Source organism: Streptomyces sp. 184 (assembly GCF_045781775.1).
Taxonomy (GTDB): domain Bacteria; phylum Actinomycetota; class Actinomycetes; order Streptomycetales; family Streptomycetaceae; genus Streptomyces.
Genome location: NZ_CP123230.1, coordinates 151,995 through 166,592, shown reverse-complemented (window position 1 = coordinate 166,592; position 14,598 = coordinate 151,995). Strand labels below are relative to the sequence as shown.

General features: G+C 70.8%; 13 protein-coding genes and 2 pseudogenes. 7 read left to right on the top strand and 8 right to left on the bottom strand.

Annotation, left to right across the window (positions count from 1 at the left end; translation table 11 throughout):
- Positions 1-58 precede the first annotated feature (58 nt).
- From QBL21_RS00555 to QBL21_RS00545, 3 genes are all read left to right on the top strand, one after another.
- Positions 59-259, top strand: a complete 201-nt coding sequence (locus QBL21_RS00555) for a hypothetical protein (protein WP_281616826.1) — start codon at positions 59-61, stop codon at positions 257-259.
- A gap of 11 nt (positions 260-270) precedes the next feature.
- Entirely contained in the window at positions 271-588 is a 318-nt protein-coding gene (locus QBL21_RS00550; protein WP_407559947.1) for a type II toxin-antitoxin system PemK/MazF family toxin, read from the top strand.
- Positions 589-665: 77 nt separating this feature from the next.
- Positions 666-1,235: a Uma2 family endonuclease gene (locus tag QBL21_RS00545; protein ID WP_407559946.1), complete on the top strand. Its 570-nt coding sequence runs from the start codon at positions 666-668 to the stop codon at positions 1,233-1,235.
- Positions 1,236-1,258: 23 nt separating this feature from the next.
- Here QBL21_RS00545 and QBL21_RS00540 read toward each other — a convergent pair.
- From QBL21_RS00540 to QBL21_RS00530, 3 genes and pseudogenes are all read right to left on the bottom strand, one after another.
- Positions 1,259-1,563 (bottom strand): annotated as a pseudogene (locus QBL21_RS00540) (GNAT family N-acetyltransferase); the annotation flags it as partial.
- 134 nt (positions 1,564-1,697) lie between these two features.
- Positions 1,698-1,904 carry a DUF397 domain-containing protein gene (locus tag QBL21_RS00535; RefSeq protein WP_407559945.1) on the bottom strand — a complete coding sequence of 69 codons (207 nt, stop codon included), beginning with the start codon at positions 1,902-1,904 and terminating at the stop codon, positions 1,698-1,700.
- Positions 1,905-1,934: 30 nt separating this feature from the next.
- Complete coding sequence (locus QBL21_RS00530) at positions 1,935-3,275, bottom strand: tetratricopeptide repeat protein (protein ID WP_407566256.1); 1,341 nt, start codon at positions 3,273-3,275, stop codon at positions 1,935-1,937.
- A gap of 406 nt (positions 3,276-3,681) precedes the next feature.
- Between QBL21_RS00530 and QBL21_RS00525 the strand changes: the two are divergent.
- Positions 3,682-4,062 (top strand): annotated as a pseudogene (locus tag QBL21_RS00525) (ATP-binding protein); the annotation flags it as partial.
- A gap of 334 nt (positions 4,063-4,396) precedes the next feature.
- Here the strand turns inward: QBL21_RS00525 and metG are convergent.
- Positions 4,397-6,013: a methionine--tRNA ligase gene (gene metG, locus QBL21_RS00520; protein WP_407559944.1), complete on the bottom strand. Its 1,617-nt coding sequence runs from the start codon at positions 6,011-6,013 to the stop codon at positions 4,397-4,399.
- A 162-nt stretch (positions 6,014-6,175) separates the two neighbouring features.
- On the opposite strand from metG, the gene QBL21_RS00515 reads away from it, so the two are divergent.
- The 3 genes from QBL21_RS00515 to QBL21_RS00505 all read left to right on the top strand — a co-directional run bounded on the left by QBL21_RS00515 (position 6,176) and on the right by QBL21_RS00505 (position 10,416).
- On the top strand, positions 6,176-8,293 hold the full coding sequence (locus QBL21_RS00515; RefSeq protein ID WP_407559943.1) for a PhoX family protein: 2,118 nt from the start codon (positions 6,176-6,178) through the stop codon (positions 8,291-8,293).
- Between the two features lie 227 nt (positions 8,294-8,520).
- On the top strand, positions 8,521-9,537 hold the full coding sequence (locus QBL21_RS00510) for an ABC transporter substrate-binding protein (RefSeq protein ID WP_407559942.1): 1,017 nt from the start codon (positions 8,521-8,523) through the stop codon (positions 9,535-9,537).
- Positions 9,538-9,546: 9 nt separating this feature from the next.
- Positions 9,547-10,416: a DUF2470 domain-containing protein gene (locus QBL21_RS00505; protein WP_407559941.1), complete on the top strand. Its 870-nt coding sequence runs from the start codon at positions 9,547-9,549 to the stop codon at positions 10,414-10,416.
- A gap of 14 nt (positions 10,417-10,430) precedes the next feature.
- Here the strand turns inward: QBL21_RS00505 and QBL21_RS00500 are convergent, their stop codons facing one another.
- The 4 genes from QBL21_RS00500 to QBL21_RS00485 form a co-directional block, all read right to left on the bottom strand.
- Positions 10,431-11,777, bottom strand: a complete 1,347-nt coding sequence (locus QBL21_RS00500) for an MFS transporter (RefSeq protein WP_407559940.1) — start codon at positions 11,775-11,777, stop codon at positions 10,431-10,433.
- A 202-nt stretch (positions 11,778-11,979) separates the two neighbouring features.
- Entirely contained in the window at positions 11,980-12,840 is an 861-nt protein-coding gene (locus tag QBL21_RS00495) for an ABC transporter permease (protein WP_407559939.1), read from the bottom strand.
- Entirely contained in the window at positions 12,837-13,832 is a 996-nt protein-coding gene (locus QBL21_RS00490; RefSeq protein WP_407559937.1) for an ATP-binding cassette domain-containing protein, read from the bottom strand. The genes QBL21_RS00495 and QBL21_RS00490 overlap by 4 nt, the downstream gene beginning before the upstream one ends.
- A 48-nt stretch (positions 13,833-13,880) precedes the next feature.
- Positions 13,881-14,531, bottom strand: a complete 651-nt coding sequence (locus QBL21_RS00485; RefSeq protein WP_407559936.1) for an NADPH-dependent FMN reductase — start codon at positions 14,529-14,531, stop codon at positions 13,881-13,883.
- Positions 14,532-14,598: the final 67 nt, after the last annotated feature.

The following is a 14,598-nucleotide window of genomic DNA, read 5'->3' as shown; positions in this document are numbered from 1 at the left end:
ATCGTTCTCGTTCTACAGTTGCGCGACAGATGTTCCACACCGCGGGTATCCTGATGCCATGGCAGCGACCATCGGATTCCGCCCCACCGACGAGGACGAGCGGATCATAAGAGCCGCCATGCGCGAAGGTGAGCGCACGAGCGACGTCATCCGGCGCGCCCTACGGCTGCTGGAGCGCGAGGTCTGGCTCGCGCAGGCACGCGAGGACGCGGAACGGCTGAAGGACGAGGACCTGTCCGCGGAGGAGGACGCCTGGTGATCCGCGGTGCGATGTACCGCGTAGACCTGGGCGACGCCAAGCGGGGCCACGAACAGCGGGGCCGCCGCTACGGCCTCGTCCTGAGCCCGACCTCCATGCCATGGAGCGTGGCCACGATCGTCCCCACGTCGACGAGCGCACAGCCGGCCGCCTTCCGCCCGGAACTGGAAGTCGCGGGCACCCGCACGCGCCTTCTGGTGGACCAGATCCGCACGATCGACGTCTCGTACGTCCATGGCGACCCGGTCCACTACCTCGACCACGACGAACTGGCAGAAGTAGAACACGCGGTAGCCCGCTACCTCGGACTCCCCTCCTGGCCCGCATGACCCGCGCAGCACCGACACGTTCCCGCCACCGCGCCGAGCCGACTCCGGGTTCCTCGGCCTCCTCTGTGCCGTAGGCCGTGGACAAGGCCAACGCGCTGGTTCGGTGGTGGCATGACCTTGACGTCCCGGATGGTCTGCGGGCGGAGTTGCTCGACGGCGAGCTGGTGGTGCAGGCCAACCCGGGGCACGTTCATGACCTGCCCGGCCGCAGCCTCGTCCGGCATACGCCGGAGCCCTTCGAGGCGTGGTCCGAGCGCGGGCTGCTGGTGGCCGACGACTATCGGCCGCGTGCCGACGCCGTGATCATCCGTAGCGAGGACCGCCCGGCGGACGAGTCGGACGCGGACTGGCCCGCGCAGGTCGTACTGGCCGTGGTCGAGACGGTCTCCAGCACCCGCACGGCCATCAAGCGCGACTGGGAGGACAAGCGGGAGCGCTACGCGACCGTGGGCATCCCGGTCTACCTGATCGTCGACCCCAACGACGCGACGTGGCACGTCCTCGAACTCGAAGGCCGCGTATACGTCGAGACGGGCAAGGGCATCTTCGGTCAGCCGCTCACGTTCCCGGAGCCGATGGGCTTCACCGTGCAGACGCACGGCTGGCACCCGTACCGCCCCGCGCCGTCGGAGCCCGGCCAGGGCTGAGTCCGCCGATGGCGGCCGAACGCTCAGTGCAGGTTGAGCACCATCACGTCGTGCAGATCAGCACCGGCCCAGGGCCGCGCCTCGCCGATCTTCCGGTACCCCCACGCCCGTACGCGGCCGATGCCGCCTTGCTCCCGGGGGGGGGGACGTTGAGCAGCACGCGCTGGGCCCCGATGCCGTCGAGCAGCGTGTCGTGGAGGCGGCGGGCGATGCCTTGTCCCCGCCAGGGCGGGCGCACGGCGAGTTCCATGAGCCCGAAGGTGCGGTGGCCGTCCTCACGCCGCGTGTCCTCGGTTACGGGTGCGGTGAGTTGGTCCCACCGGCCCGTCCGTCCATCCGTTCCAGGACGACCGCCGGTCGTTGTGTCACGTGCTCTCCCCGGGCCGGTTTCATGTGGGGCGGGCCTGTGACGACGGCCCCCGCCGACAGTGGCGAGGGCCGGTGCTCGGGAGCTGCCGGGACTCAGGCGGAGAACTCGCCGCCCTTGACCGCGGACACGAAGTCGGCCCAGCCTTCCGTCGTGAAGGTGAGTGCCGGGCCGTGCGGGTCCTTACTGTCGCGGACCGGGACGACGTACGTGGTCCCGTCCCCGATCTCGATACAGTCGCCCCCGTTGGTGCTGTAGCTGGACTTGCGCCAGCGGACAGACAACTCACTTGCGCTGGTCATCCCTTCTTCACCCCTTCCAGCCGGGCGTCATCAGGTGGTGAGTGCGGGCGGGACAACGCCGCGCGCCCGCTCGTAGAGGGACCGGGCCGTCTGGTTTCGCATGTGGGGACGGATAAGAGACTGCATATTGCGCATGCGCTTGTCGGCTCCGCCGGACTGAACTAGGGGGTACTCGTCCAAGACCCTGTTCCAGGTTGCGCAAGCCTCTTCCAGACGCCCAAGCTCTAGCTGGCGTTCGGCGAGTAGTGCGTTATAGCGGACACTGCTCCGCCGGTAGTGCTTGTCCCGGAGTTTGTCCGACTCGATCAGGGAGGTCACAGCTCCCTTCTTGTCGCCTAGCTCAAATCGCACTTGCGATGTGTGGTACGCCAGCGAAGACGGTGCATAACTCCCGAATGCTTTCGCCTGACTCTCCGCCCGCTCCATGGCTACCTCCGCTTCTCGGAGGTAGCCGAGTGCCGTTTGGCGATTACCGGCTGCGGCATGGCAGTGTGCCTGTTGGCCGGCGAGAAAAGCACGCATACGAGGCCCCGCTTCCGGCGACACTGCGGCGGCGGCGTCTGCAAGCCGGGTCGCATGGGTGACGTGTCCCAAATCGACAGCTTGGAGGCTCATGCCTCGCAGGGTCGTGCAGTACGTCATGTGATCCTCGGCGGACCCAGCCAGCTCCAGGGCCTTGATGTAATATCGCTGGGCCAAACCGTGAAACCCCTCGTCTACGGCCATGAACCCGGTCAGATACAGGAGGTCTGACGTAGCGGATCGCAGACCCTTGCGTACATCCTCCGGGGCATCGGCTCGAAGATGAGGCGCAACTGTGTTGACGAGAAAGGCCGCAGCCATGGGCCGGGCATGGCGACCGCCGAATTGATCGTCCAGTTCAGACAGCTTCTCCGTCATTGCCGCCACGGCATCGACTTCCCGGTATCCGATGCGTCGCACTCGGCCGATCTGCACGGCTTCCATGCGGCCGACCACGTCTGGCCACTCGGGAGTAGTCAGGGCGACGGAGAACAGGCCAGCGGATAGGATGCCCCGGCGTGACGGATCCATGTCCAGCCTGCCGAGATCCATCAATCCCTCTACCGCGCTTGCGGGTTGCGATTCCTGATCATCGGAAAGTGGGAATCCCGCTTCTGTGTGGGTGACGGGTCGTGCGAGTCTGCGGGAGAGGGCTTCGAGGACTGCCGGTCGCGCTGCCTTGCGAGGGCGGGTGCCGCGGAGCCAGTGCGCGACGGACGATTCGTCGTACCGCAGGGGTGTCCCGGTCTCGGCACCGATGCGGTTCACGGCGTGAGCGAACTGGCTGTAGGTCCATCGGGTCTCGGCCACTAAGGACACGAGCTGGGCGTTCGGCTCGCGATGTGCCACTGACACCAACTCCCTGCCGCGCGTGGACTTTCAAGGCTTTCAAGTTTCAGCGCTGACTCAACGGTACCCCCGCGGAGAGCTACACGGTTACGTGTTCAGTGATCGAGTGATCAGACCCCCGCGACCGCTGACACGGCCCGGGGGCATGGCCAACGCTGACTAGGAGCGCCGACATGGGCCACGGTATCGCGAGGTTGTTCGTACGCACGTTCCGCTTACTCGCTCCCCCCTCTGGCCGTCATCACCGTGCCGGGCCGTCTGCGGTGACGTTGCCTTGCCGCGGCGAATCAGGAGGGCGATCCTCGGCCGCTTCGTCCAAGGAACCGCCTGACTCCGCGGCAAGAAGAGTCGAAGGGGACCCGGACAGGGACCACACTCCAGCGCTATCCGGAACGAGGTGAGCACCGTGACCCCTCAGGGGCGCATGTTCGGCCGGAGTGCCCGTTCGGTGGGCAAGGCGCGTGATTTCGTTGCCGCCGCGGTGTGCGCGGGGGACCGGGCGGACGACATCCGCGTGTGCGTTTCCGAGTTGGCGACCAACGCGCTGCGCCACACCCCCGCCGGCCGCCTCTTCTTCGTGCGCGTGGACGCGCAGGAACACCTCGTCCGCGTCGAGGTGCACGACGCCGGGGGCGGTGAGCCCCGCGTGTGCGCACCTGCGGCGACCGACGACCACGGCCGCGGCCTGCTGCTGGTCGCCGCCCTCGCCGACGACTGGGGCACCACCGACCGCAACGGCCCCGGCAAGGCCGTCTGGGCAACCTTCAAACTCCCCGGCACCACGCCCCCGACGCCCGTCGCCCGGCTCCAGCGCGAGTGGCAGCACGCACCGCGGGTGGATCATCGGCAGCTCCGCGCCGAGGCCGACGAGTTCTACGGCGACGAGGACCGCGTCGGCGGCGGCGCGGACGATCCGTGGCGGCGGGGGTGACCGAGCGTCGACGGCCCGCGTGGGCTCCTCGACAGGTGCGTGTTTGTCGAACTCCCCGACATCGACGCAGAGAAGCGCCCGGTCGAAGCCGCCGTGCCTTCGATCGTGCTCGCCGAGGTGGCGCGAGGCGCAAGCCCCGGGCGTGACCTTCCCCGGGGCGCGACCGCGGATGCGGTCGCGCCCGTCGCCGCTACGACTGCTTCGGTTCCTCCAGGCGCGGGAACAGGATCGCGCCCTTCGTGACCCGGGCGCCCGCCGGGAGGCGGCCCCACTGGGCGGTCTCCGCGATTCGCTGGTCCGCCAGCGGGCCCAGGGTGGGTTCCGCGCCCAGGGAGGACCAGAGTTGCTGCGAAGTCTGCGGCATCACCGGGTGCAGGAGGACCGCCACCGCGCGGAGGGCTTCCGCCGCGGTGTAGAGGATCGTCGCCAGGCGGGCCTGGGCTTCGGGCGACGAATCCTTCGCGACCTTCCAGGGCTCCTGTTCCGTCAGGTACAGGTTGACCTTCTTGATGAAGTCGAAGACCGCGGCGATGCCGCCCGCGAAGTCCAGTTCGTCGCCGATACGCCGGTCCGCCTCCGCCGCAGCGTGGGCCAGGCCGTCGACGATCACCTGTTCCGCGGGGCCCGCGGCCGGGGCCGCCGGGAGGTCGCCGTCGAAGTACTTGACGGTCATCGCGCCCACGCGCGAGGCGAGGTTGCCGAAGTCGTTGGCCAGTTCGCTGGTGTAGCGGTGGGTGAAGTCCTCCCAGGAGAAGGAGCCGTCCTGGCCGTACTGGATGGCCCGCAGGAAGTACCAGCGGTAGGCGTCGACGCCGAAGTGGTCCGTGAGGTCCTGGGGCTTGATGCCGGTCAGGTTGGACTTGGACATCTTCTCGCCGCCGACCATCAGCCAGCCGTTGGCGAAGACCTTGCCGGGCAGCGGCAGTCCGTTGGCCATCAGCATCGCGGGCCAGATCACCGCGTGGAAGCGGAGGATGTCCTTGCCGACGAGGTGGACGTTCGCCGGCCAGGTGGTGGAGAACTTCTGCTCGTCCGCGCCGTAGCCGACGGCGGTCGCGTAGTTGAGCAGGGCGTCGATCCACACGTAGATCACGTGCTTGTCGTCCCACGGGACCCGCACGCCCCAGTCGAAGGTGGAGCGGGAGATCGACAGGTCGTTCAGGCCCTGGCGGACGAAGTTGACGACCTCGTTACGGGCCGACTCGGGCTGGACGAAGCCGGGGTTGGCCTCGTAGAAGTCCAGCAGCTTCGGGCCGTACTCGGAGAGCTTGAAGAAGTAGTTCTCCTCCTTGAGCATCTCCACCGGCGTCTTGTGGATCGGGCAGAGCTTCAGGCCCGCGTACTCTCCCTCGCCGTCGAGCAGCTCGCCGGGGGTCTTGTACTCCTCGCAGCCGACGCAGTACGGGCCCTCGTAGCCGCCCTGGTAGATCTCGCCCTTGTCGTACAGGTCCTGGACGAACTCCTGCACCCGGTCCGTGTGCCGCTTCTCCGTGGTGCGGATGAAGTCGTCGTTCGCGATCTCCAGGTGCTCCCAGAGGGGCTTCCACGCCTCCTCCACGAGCTTGTCGCACCACTCCTGCGGGCTGACGCCGTGCGCCTCCGCGGTGCGCATGATCTTCTGACCGTGCTCGTCCGTGCCGGTGAGGTACCACACCTTCTCACCGCGCTGGCGGTGCCAGCGGGTGAGCACGTCGCCTGCGACGGTCGTATAGGCGTGGCCCAGATGCGGAGCGTCGTTCACGTAGTAGATGGGGGTCGAGACGTAGTACGCCTTCGCCCCCTGCTGCTCTTCTCCAGTGGCCGCCATGGTCGAAATCCTAACGGTCCGAGGGTGTCGCACTCATCCGATTACGTACGGTGACGAAGGCTCCCACCGGCGCGGGTTCACCCGGAGTTCAGGTCCACGTCGCCCCCCGGCGGGACTCCGCGCCTAGCGTCCGGCGCGAACTCACAGAATCCGGAGGGGATCGTGCGCAGACTTCTGCCGCTCATCGGCTCGCCGCACCCGGGCGGCCGCTCGGCCATGACCTGTCGCTACCGCTGTGGTGACGCCTGCTTCCACGAGGTTCCGAACACCAGCGACAACGAGTACGCCGGCGACATCGTCGCCCGCGCCGTCTCCCGCCGCGGGGCGCTGCGCGCCGGTGCCGCGGTGACCGTGGTGGCGGCCGGTGCGGGGGTCGTCGGGGCCGCCGCCCCGGCGTCGGCCGCGCCGACCGCGCCGGCCGGCACCTTCGGCCGCGGGCCCGGCCACGGCAACGGGCACGGGCACGGGCACGGCGGCGACGGTGCCCGCGGGCTGCGCTTCGACGCCGTCGCGCCCAACAAGGACGACGCCGTGACCGTCGCCGACGGCTACGACCAGAACGTCGTCATCGCCTGGGGCGACCCCGTCCTGCGCGGCGCCCCCGCCTTCGACCCGGCCCGCCAGTCGGCCGCCGCCCAGGCCGGCCAGTTCGGCTACAACAACGACTTCCTCGCCCTGCTGCCGCTGCGCCACGAGCGCGACCGGCAACTGCTGGTGGCCAATCACGAGTACACCGACGAGCAGCTCATGTTCCCCGGCTACGACCCGGAGAACGTCACCCGCGAGCAGGCCGAGATCGGCTGGGCGGCGCACGGCATGTCCGTCGTGGCGGTCCGGGAGGAGGGCCGCCGGGGCAAGGGCGGCGGCAGCCTGCGGGCCGTACCGCGGCATCCGCTGAACCGCCGGATCACCGCCACCACCGCGTTCGAGCTGCGCGGCCCGGCGGCCGGCAGCGACCTGCTGAAGACCTCCGCGGACGCGACCGGCCGGCGCGTGCTCGGCACGCTCAACAACTGCGCCGGCGGCACCACCCCGTGGGGCACGGTCCTGTCCGGCGAGGAGAACTTCAACCAGTACTTCGCCCACACCGAGGCCGTCACCGACCCCGTCGCCAAGCAGCGCCTGGCGCGCTACGGCTTCACCGGCGGCGCCTCGCAGCGCAGGTGGGAGGAGTTCGACGACCGTTTCGACGTGGTCAAGGAGCCGAACGAGCCGAACCGTTTCGGCTGGGTCGTGGAGATCGACCCGTACGACCCGGACTCCACCCCGGTCAAGCACACCGCGCTCGGCCGCTTCAAGCACGAGGGCGCCAGCATCCGGCTGACGCGCGACGGCCGCGCGGTCGCGTACTCCGGTGACGACGAGCGCTTCGACTACCTGTACAAGTTCGTCTCCGACAAGCGCATGGTGCGCGGCAGCAGCCGCTGGGCGCGAGCCCACAACATGACGCTGCTGGACGAGGGCACGCTCTACGTCGCCCGGCTCACCGGCGACAGCCCGGCCGCCGAGATCGACGGCACCGGCAAGCTGCCGGCGGACGGCGAGTTCGACGGCACCGGCGAGTGGATCAAGCTGGCCAGCGGCGACCGCAGCTTCGTCCCCGGCATGACCGCCGACGAGGTCTACGTCTTCACGCGGCTCGCCGCCGACAAGGCCGGCGCGACGAAGATGGACCGCCCCGAGGACGTGGAGCCCAGCCCGAACAGCGGCAAGGTGTACGTCGCGCTGACGAACAACACCAACCGCGGCACCGGCACCAACGCCAAGGCCGACGAGGCCAACCCGCGCAACGCCAACAAGCACGGCCACATCCTGGAGCTGTCCGAGAAGCGCGACGACCCGGCGTCGACCCGCTTCGGCTGGCGGCTCTTCCTGGTCTGCGGCGACCCGGCCGACCCCTCCACGTACTTCGCGGGCTTCCCGAAGGAGAAGGTCAGCCCCATCTCCTGCCCGGACAACGTGACGTTCGACCCGTACGGCAACCTGTGGATCTCCACCGACGGCAACGCGCTGGGCACCCACGACGGGCTCTTCGGCGTGGCGACGACGGGCCGGTACGAGGGCCAGGTGAAGCAGTTCCTCACGGTGCCTACGGGCGCGGAGACCTGCGGTCCCGTGGTGCAGGAGGACCGCGTGCTGGTCGCGGTGCAGCACCCGGGCGAGGTCGACGGTGCGTCGTACGAGAACCCGGGCTCGGCGTGGCCGGACGGTCCGGGCAGGCCGAACCGCCCGGCGGTCGTCAACGTGTGGCGCAGCGGCGGCGGGCGCATCGGGGCCTAGGGCCTGGCCGTTCCGGTACGGCCCCGATGCACCCTTCGGTCCCGCGACGGGACGTCCGAGGCCCGTAGGACGGCCTCCGAAGTCCCGTGGCAGAACATCCGGTTCCGCGGATCCCGCGGCTCCGCGTGCACGTGTCGGCGTGCCGCGGGGCCGTGGGCCCGGGTTCCCCGGTCGAGCATATTAGGTTAGCCTCACCTAAGTCTCGTCAACCGGAGGGGAACCCGGCCTTGGGCACCACCGCACCGACCACCCCGCTCTCCCGCCGCGGTCTGCTGACCGCCGGCGGCGCGCTCGGCCTCACCGCCCTCCTCGCCGCCTGCGGCAGCGACTCCGCGAACGGCGGCTCCGACGGCGGCGGCTGGTCGTTCACCGACGACCGCGGCAAGAAGGCCGAGACCGACCGCCGCCCGGAGAAGATCGTCGCCTTCGTCAGCTCCGCCGCCGCGCTGTACGACTACGGCGTCACCTGCACCGCGATCTTCGGCCCGAGCGAGCCGATCGACGGCAATCCCAACCCGCAGGCGGGCGACCTGGACCTGGGCGAGCTGGAGAGCCTCGGCGAGGCGTGGGGCGAGTTCAACGTCGAGAAGTACGCCTCGCTCGGCCCGGAGCTGCTGGTCAGCAACATGTTCCCGCCGCCCGACCTGTGGTTCGTACCGGAGGAGAGCCGGAAGAAGATCTTCGCCCTCGCCCCCGCCATCGGCATCAAGGGCGCGCACACCAGCCTGCTGGAGCCCCTGAAGCGGTACGAGGAGCTGGCGAAGGCGCTCGGCGGCGACACGACCAGCGCGCGGGTCGAGGCCGACAGGAAACGCTTCGAGGACGCCGAGGACCGGCTGCGTACGGTGGCGAAGGCCAAGCGCGGCATCAAGGTGCTGGCGATGACCGGCGACCAGGACAACATGTACGTCGCCGTCCCCGGCGCGTACACCGACCTGCACTACTTCCGCGACCTCGGCGTGGACGTCGTGGAGGGGAAGAAGTCCGACGAGTGGGGCTTCTGGGAGTTCCTGAGCTGGGAGAACACCGACAAGTACCACGCCGACCTGATCATGATCGACAACCGCACCCAGGCCATGACGCCCGCGGCGCTCGCCAAGAAGCCCACCTGGAACCGGCTCCCCGCCGTCGAGGCCGGGCAGACCACGCCCTGGGCGATGGAGGAGCGCTACAGCTACCGCGGGTTCGCGCCGGTGCTGGAGCGGCTGGCGGACGCCATCGAGAACGCTGAAAAGCTCGGCTGAGGGAGCGGCATGGCTTTCCCCGACGACGTACGCACGGACAGGACCGCGGGCCCGGACGCGAAGCCCGACGACGAGGCCGCGGACACAGCCGCGGACGCAGCCCCGGAGCCGGCCGCGGGCAGCGCCGCGCCGACGCCGGCGGAGCGGGTGCGCACGATCCTGGCGACCGCGGCATCGCTGACGCTGGAGGCCGACGGATTCCGCTGCGACCTGGTGGGCCTGCACACCGCCGGCCCGGGCACCGACCCGCCGGCCGAACCCGACTGGCTGCTGCGGCTGCGCCCGCCCGCGGACAGCGCGCTCGCTGCCCGGGTGGTCTGCGCCCCGACGGGCGACCTGCCGGTGCGGCTGCACCTGACGGACATCGCGCCCGTGGGCGTACGCGACCGTGTACGGGCCCGGGTGACGCTGATCGGCTGGCTGGCGCCGGAGCGGGTGCAGCCGGAGGCGGACCGGCTGGTGCTGGGCTTCGACCCGGCGGAGGTGCTGGTGGTCACGGCGGCCGACGGCACCGACGCCGACGACACCCCCGACGTGGCCGTCGTGGACCTGGAGGAGCTGGCCGGGGCCCACGCCGACCCGCTGGCCGCCCAGGAGTCCGCGATGCTCCTGCACATGGCGGACTCCCACCGCGACGCGATCGACGCCCTGACCCGCCTGGTCGACCCGGCGACGCTCCACGGCGTGGTCCGCGTCCACCCCCTCGCGCTGGACCGGTACGGCCTCACGCTGCGCCTCGAACACCCCCGCACCCACCGCGACATCCGCCTCCCCTTCCCCGCCCTCCTCGTCGACGTGGCCGAGGCGGGCATGGCCATCCAGACCCTCCTGTACGCCGCCCACCACTGCCCCCGCCGCCGTCCGCGCCGCGGCAGGTGAGGCTCCGGGCGACGTCAGGCGGCGTCGCCCACGCCGAGCCGTTCCGGGCCCCGGGCACGGGCACGGGCACGGGACCGCGCCGGGAGGGCGGCCGTGGCGGCGGCGAGGACGGCCGGGAGGCCGGCCAGCGCGAAGCAGAGAGGGAGGGGGAGGCGGCCGATCAGGAGGCCCGTGACGGCCGTGGCCGAGGCGGAGCCCGCGTTGAGCGCGGTGTTGACCCAGGCGCCCGCCTTCGTACGGGAACGGGGGTCGGCGGACTCGTCGGCGATCAGGTACGCCGTCGTGATGCCCGGCGCCACGAAGACGCCGAAGAGGGCGGCCCAGGCCACGAGGATGTACGGGTGCGGGGAGAGCCCCGTGGCGGCGAGCATCAGGCCCAGGGCCGCCGCGAGCACCGGCAGCCGCCGGGTGCTGGGCGCACGCCAGGCGACGGCCCCGTAGACGAGGCCGCCGACGGCGCTGCCGGCGGACATCGCGGCGAGGATCCAGGGCACGAGCCCGTCGGCGCCGTGCTCGTCGGCGAAGGCGACGACGAGCAGGTGCAGCGCCCCCAGGCACACCCCGACCCCGGCCACCCCGACGACGGCCCGGCGCATCGCCGGATTCCCCCGCAGCACCCCGGGTACGGGCCCCGCCGCGGGTCCGGGCGCGGACCCGGGCGCGGACCCCGGCGCAGATCCGGGCGCGGGCCCCGCCGCGGGGCTGGGCACAGACTCGGACCCGGGCGCGGTCTCCGGCGCCTCGGCCGCCTGCGTACGGGAGCCCTTTCGGGAGCGGGCCGCCGGTGAGGCGACCAGCGCCAGGGTGCCGACGAGGATCAGCACCGCGCCCGCGCCCAGCCCCACCGGCGCCGGCGCGACGCTCACCACCGCGCCGACCAGCAACGGCCCCGTCACGAGCAGCAGTTCCTCGGCGACCGAGTCCAGGCTGTACGCGCGGGGCAGCAGCCGCGGCGGCACCAGGTCGCTCCACAGCACCCGCATCACCGGCCCCAGCGGCGGCGTGCACGCCCCGGCCGCCGCGGCCATGGCGACGAGCACCGCGTCGCCCGCCCCGCCGCCCGCGGTGACCACCGCCAGCGCCGCCAGCAGCAGCGCGTACGCCGCGGCCATCGGCGGCAGCGCGCGCCGCGGCCCGTGCCGGTCGATGAACCCCGCCCGTGCGGGCGAGAGGGACACGCTGGTCGCCCCGAAGCACGCCATGGCGGCACCGGCCGCGGCGTACGAACCGGTGGCGCCCTTGACGGAGAGCAGCAGCGACAGCGGGACCATCCCGTACGACAACCGCCCCAGCAGGGCGGCACCGAAGGTGCGGGAGGCATGGGGGATGCGCAGTACGGCCGCGTAGGACGGCGAAGACATGGTGACGTTCCTCGGTGAAGGGAGCGCGGAGCCACGGCGCTCGGGTGTGCACGGACGGCATACGGCCACACCCCACCGGGGTGCGGCGGCGCCGACTCCTATGCACAGAGGAGGAACATGCGCCCGAACCTAGCAGACGGACGCGACCGGGCCCGCCCCCCGCTGCTCGGGGGAACGGGCCCGGTGGCCGGCCGGAATCGGGCTACTTCCTGGCGTAGAGGCGCATCGTGATCGGGCCGAAGACCGCCACGATCACGCCCGCCCAGCCCAGGGTCCAGGCGATGTCCGAGCCCGGCCAGTCGCCGTGCATCAGCTCGCGGACCGCGGAGGCCAGGTGCGTCACCGGGTTGTTGTTGACGAACGCCTGGAGCCAGCCCGGCATCGTCTTCGGCTCGACGAAGATGTCGCTGAGGAACGTCACCGGGAACAGGACCATCATGCTGACACCCATGACCGACTTCTCGGTGCGGAGCAGCAGGCCGAACATCGTCCAGATCCAGGAGAACGCGAAGGAGAAGACGATCAGCAGCGCCACCCCCGCCAGCACGCCCAGCACGCCGCCGTCCGGTCGGAAGCCCATGATCAGGCCGACACCGACCATGACCACCGACGCTATGAGGTAGCGCAGCATGTCGCCGAGCAGGTAGCCGACCATCACCGCGGGGCGCCAGATCGGCAGCGAGCGGAAGCGGTCGAAGACGCCCTTCTCGATGTCGGTGTTGACGGAGACACCGGTGTACATCGTGATCATGACGATGCTCATCACGAGGATGCCCGGCAGCAGGTACTGAAGGTAGTCCGAGGTGGAGCCCGCCAGCGCACCCCCGAAGAGGTACGTGTACATCAGCACCATCATGATCGGGAAGGCGGTGACGTCGAAGAGCTGCTCGGGCACGTGCTTGATCTTCAGCACGGCCCGCCAGCCGAACGTCAATGAGGCCGACCACGCACTCGGCCGTGGCGGCCGTTCCTTGGAGACCAGCAGCTCCGCCAGGCTCTCGGTGGTGACCGGGGCGAGGTCTTCCGTCTGGGTCTTGGTCTTGGTCTCGGTCGCGGTGCTCATGCTGCTGCCTCCTGGGTCTCGGCACCGGCCTTGTGGTCGGTGAGGGCGAGGAAGACCTCGTCCAGGCTGGGCTGACCCAGCGAGAAGTTGTCGACGGTGATGTCCGCGCGGGCCAGCTCCGCCAGCGCGGTGGCGGCCTGGGCCGCGGCGCCGTGGCCGTTGTCACCGACGCGGGCGGTGAGCGCGACGGGGTCCGGCTCAAGCTGGACCTGGGCGCCGACGAGGGCCGTCTCCAGCAGGGTGACCGCCTCCGCGCGCTGCGCGGCGTCGCGCAGGCGGAGGTGGACGGAGCCGGCGCCGACGGACGCCTTCAGCTCGCCCTTGGTGCCCTCGGCGATGACCTTGCCGTGGTCGATGACCGCGATCCGGGAGGCGAGCTGGTCGGCCTCGTCCAGGTACTGCGTGGTGAGCAGGACGGTGGTGCCCTGCGCGACGACCGCGCGGACGATGTCCCAGACCTGGTTGCGGCTGCGCGGGTCGAGGCCGGTGGTCGGCTCGTCGAGGAAGAGCAGGTCGGGGGTGTTGAGGATGGACGCGGCGATGTCGATGCGGCGCCGCATGCCGCCCGAGTAGTTCTTCACCTGCTTGTCCGCGGCCTCGGCCAGGCCGAACGCCTCCAGCAACTGCGCGGAGCGCACCCGCGCGGAGGCCGGCTTGTGCCCGAGGAGGCGGCCGAGCAGCACGAGGTTCTCGGTGCCGGTCAGGTCCTCGTCCACGGAGGCGTACTGGCCGGTGAGGCTGACCCGGGAACGGACGGCGTTGGCGTCGCGGACGACGTCCTTGCCGAAGATCCGGGCCTCGCCGCCGTCGGGGCGCAGCAGGGTGGCGAGCATCTTCACGGTGGTGGTCTTCCCGGCGCCGTTGGGGCCGAGGACGCCGTAGACCGTGCCGCGGGGGACGGCGAGGTCGACGCCGTCCACCGCGCGGGTCTCGCCGAACACCTTCACAAGTCCCGACGTTTCGATCGCCAGGCCGGACGAGTCGTTAGTCATGTCTTTCTTCTCCAGATTCTCCAACATCAGGTATTGACGAGGCTTTTGCTACGCCACGTACGGCCGCGCCGCGCGGGCCTCCCTCAGCGCGAGGCCCCACCAGGTGAGCTGGTCCAGCAGGGCGCCGGCGGCGCGTACCAGACCGTCCGAGTAGATGGACCCCCCGGCCGGGAATTTCTCATCGGTGAAGCGCAGGTCTATCCCGACCGAGTCCCGCACCGTGACCGTGTGCAGCTCGGTGAAGACCGATCTCAGGTGCTCCACCGCGCGCACGCCGTCGCAGCCGAAGCCGTACGAGACGAAGCCGACGGGCTTGGCGTGCCACTCGTCGTAGCCCAGGTCGATGGCGTGCTTGAGCTGCGCGGGAAAGCTGCGGTTGCACTCGGGCGTGACCACGACGAACCCCTCCGCCCACGCCAGCTCCGCGGTGAACGAGGACATCTGCTCGGTCGGGTGCTCCGGGTAGCGCAGCGGGAGGTCGTAGTCCGCGAGGTCCAGGACGCGCAGCGCCAGGTCGCCGCGCTCGCCGGCCAGCTCGTCGAGCCAGTGCGTGACGCCCGGGGGGCGGCAGTCGGTCTCGGCGGGGCCGCCCAGGAGGCACGCGACGCGCAGCCGCGGGGGCGCGCCGGACGCGCCGGGTCCGCTAGACGTATCGCGTACGCCGGACGTATCGCGTACGCCGGACTCGCCGTTCCGCATCGGACACCTCCCGGTCTCGCCGGCCCCGGGCGGTGCGCCCGGGCCGTCACCCTTCAGGCGCCAGAAA

What these genes read in the sequence shown, in the direction of transcription:
- metG (WP_407559944.1), bottom strand. Translation starts at nt 6,013, where the DNA reads ATGGCGGCCACTGGAGAAGAGCAGCAGGGGGCGAAGGCGTACTACGTC.
- QBL21_RS00485 (WP_407559936.1), bottom strand. Translation starts at nt 14,531, where the DNA reads ATGCGGAACGGCGAGTCCGGCGTACGCGATACGTCCGGCGTACGCGAT.
- QBL21_RS00490 (WP_407559937.1), bottom strand. Translation starts at nt 13,832, where the DNA reads ATGACTAACGACTCGTCCGGCCTGGCGATCGAAACGTCGGGACTTGTG.
- QBL21_RS00500 (WP_407559940.1), bottom strand. Translation starts at nt 11,777, where the DNA reads ATGTCTTCGCCGTCCTACGCGGCCGTACTGCGCATCCCCCATGCCTCC.
- QBL21_RS00495 (WP_407559939.1), bottom strand. Translation starts at nt 12,840, where the DNA reads ATGAGCACCGCGACCGAGACCAAGACCAAGACCCAGACGGAAGACCTC.
- QBL21_RS00505 (WP_407559941.1), top strand. Translation starts at nt 9,547, where the DNA reads ATGGCTTTCCCCGACGACGTACGCACGGACAGGACCGCGGGCCCGGAC.
- QBL21_RS00555 (WP_281616826.1), top strand. Translation starts at nt 59, where the DNA reads ATGGCAGCGACCATCGGATTCCGCCCCACCGACGAGGACGAGCGGATC.
- QBL21_RS00550 (WP_407559947.1), top strand. Translation starts at nt 271, where the DNA reads ATGTACCGCGTAGACCTGGGCGACGCCAAGCGGGGCCACGAACAGCGG.
- QBL21_RS00535 (WP_407559945.1), bottom strand. Translation starts at nt 1,904, where the DNA reads ATGACCAGCGCAAGTGAGTTGTCTGTCCGCTGGCGCAAGTCCAGCTAC.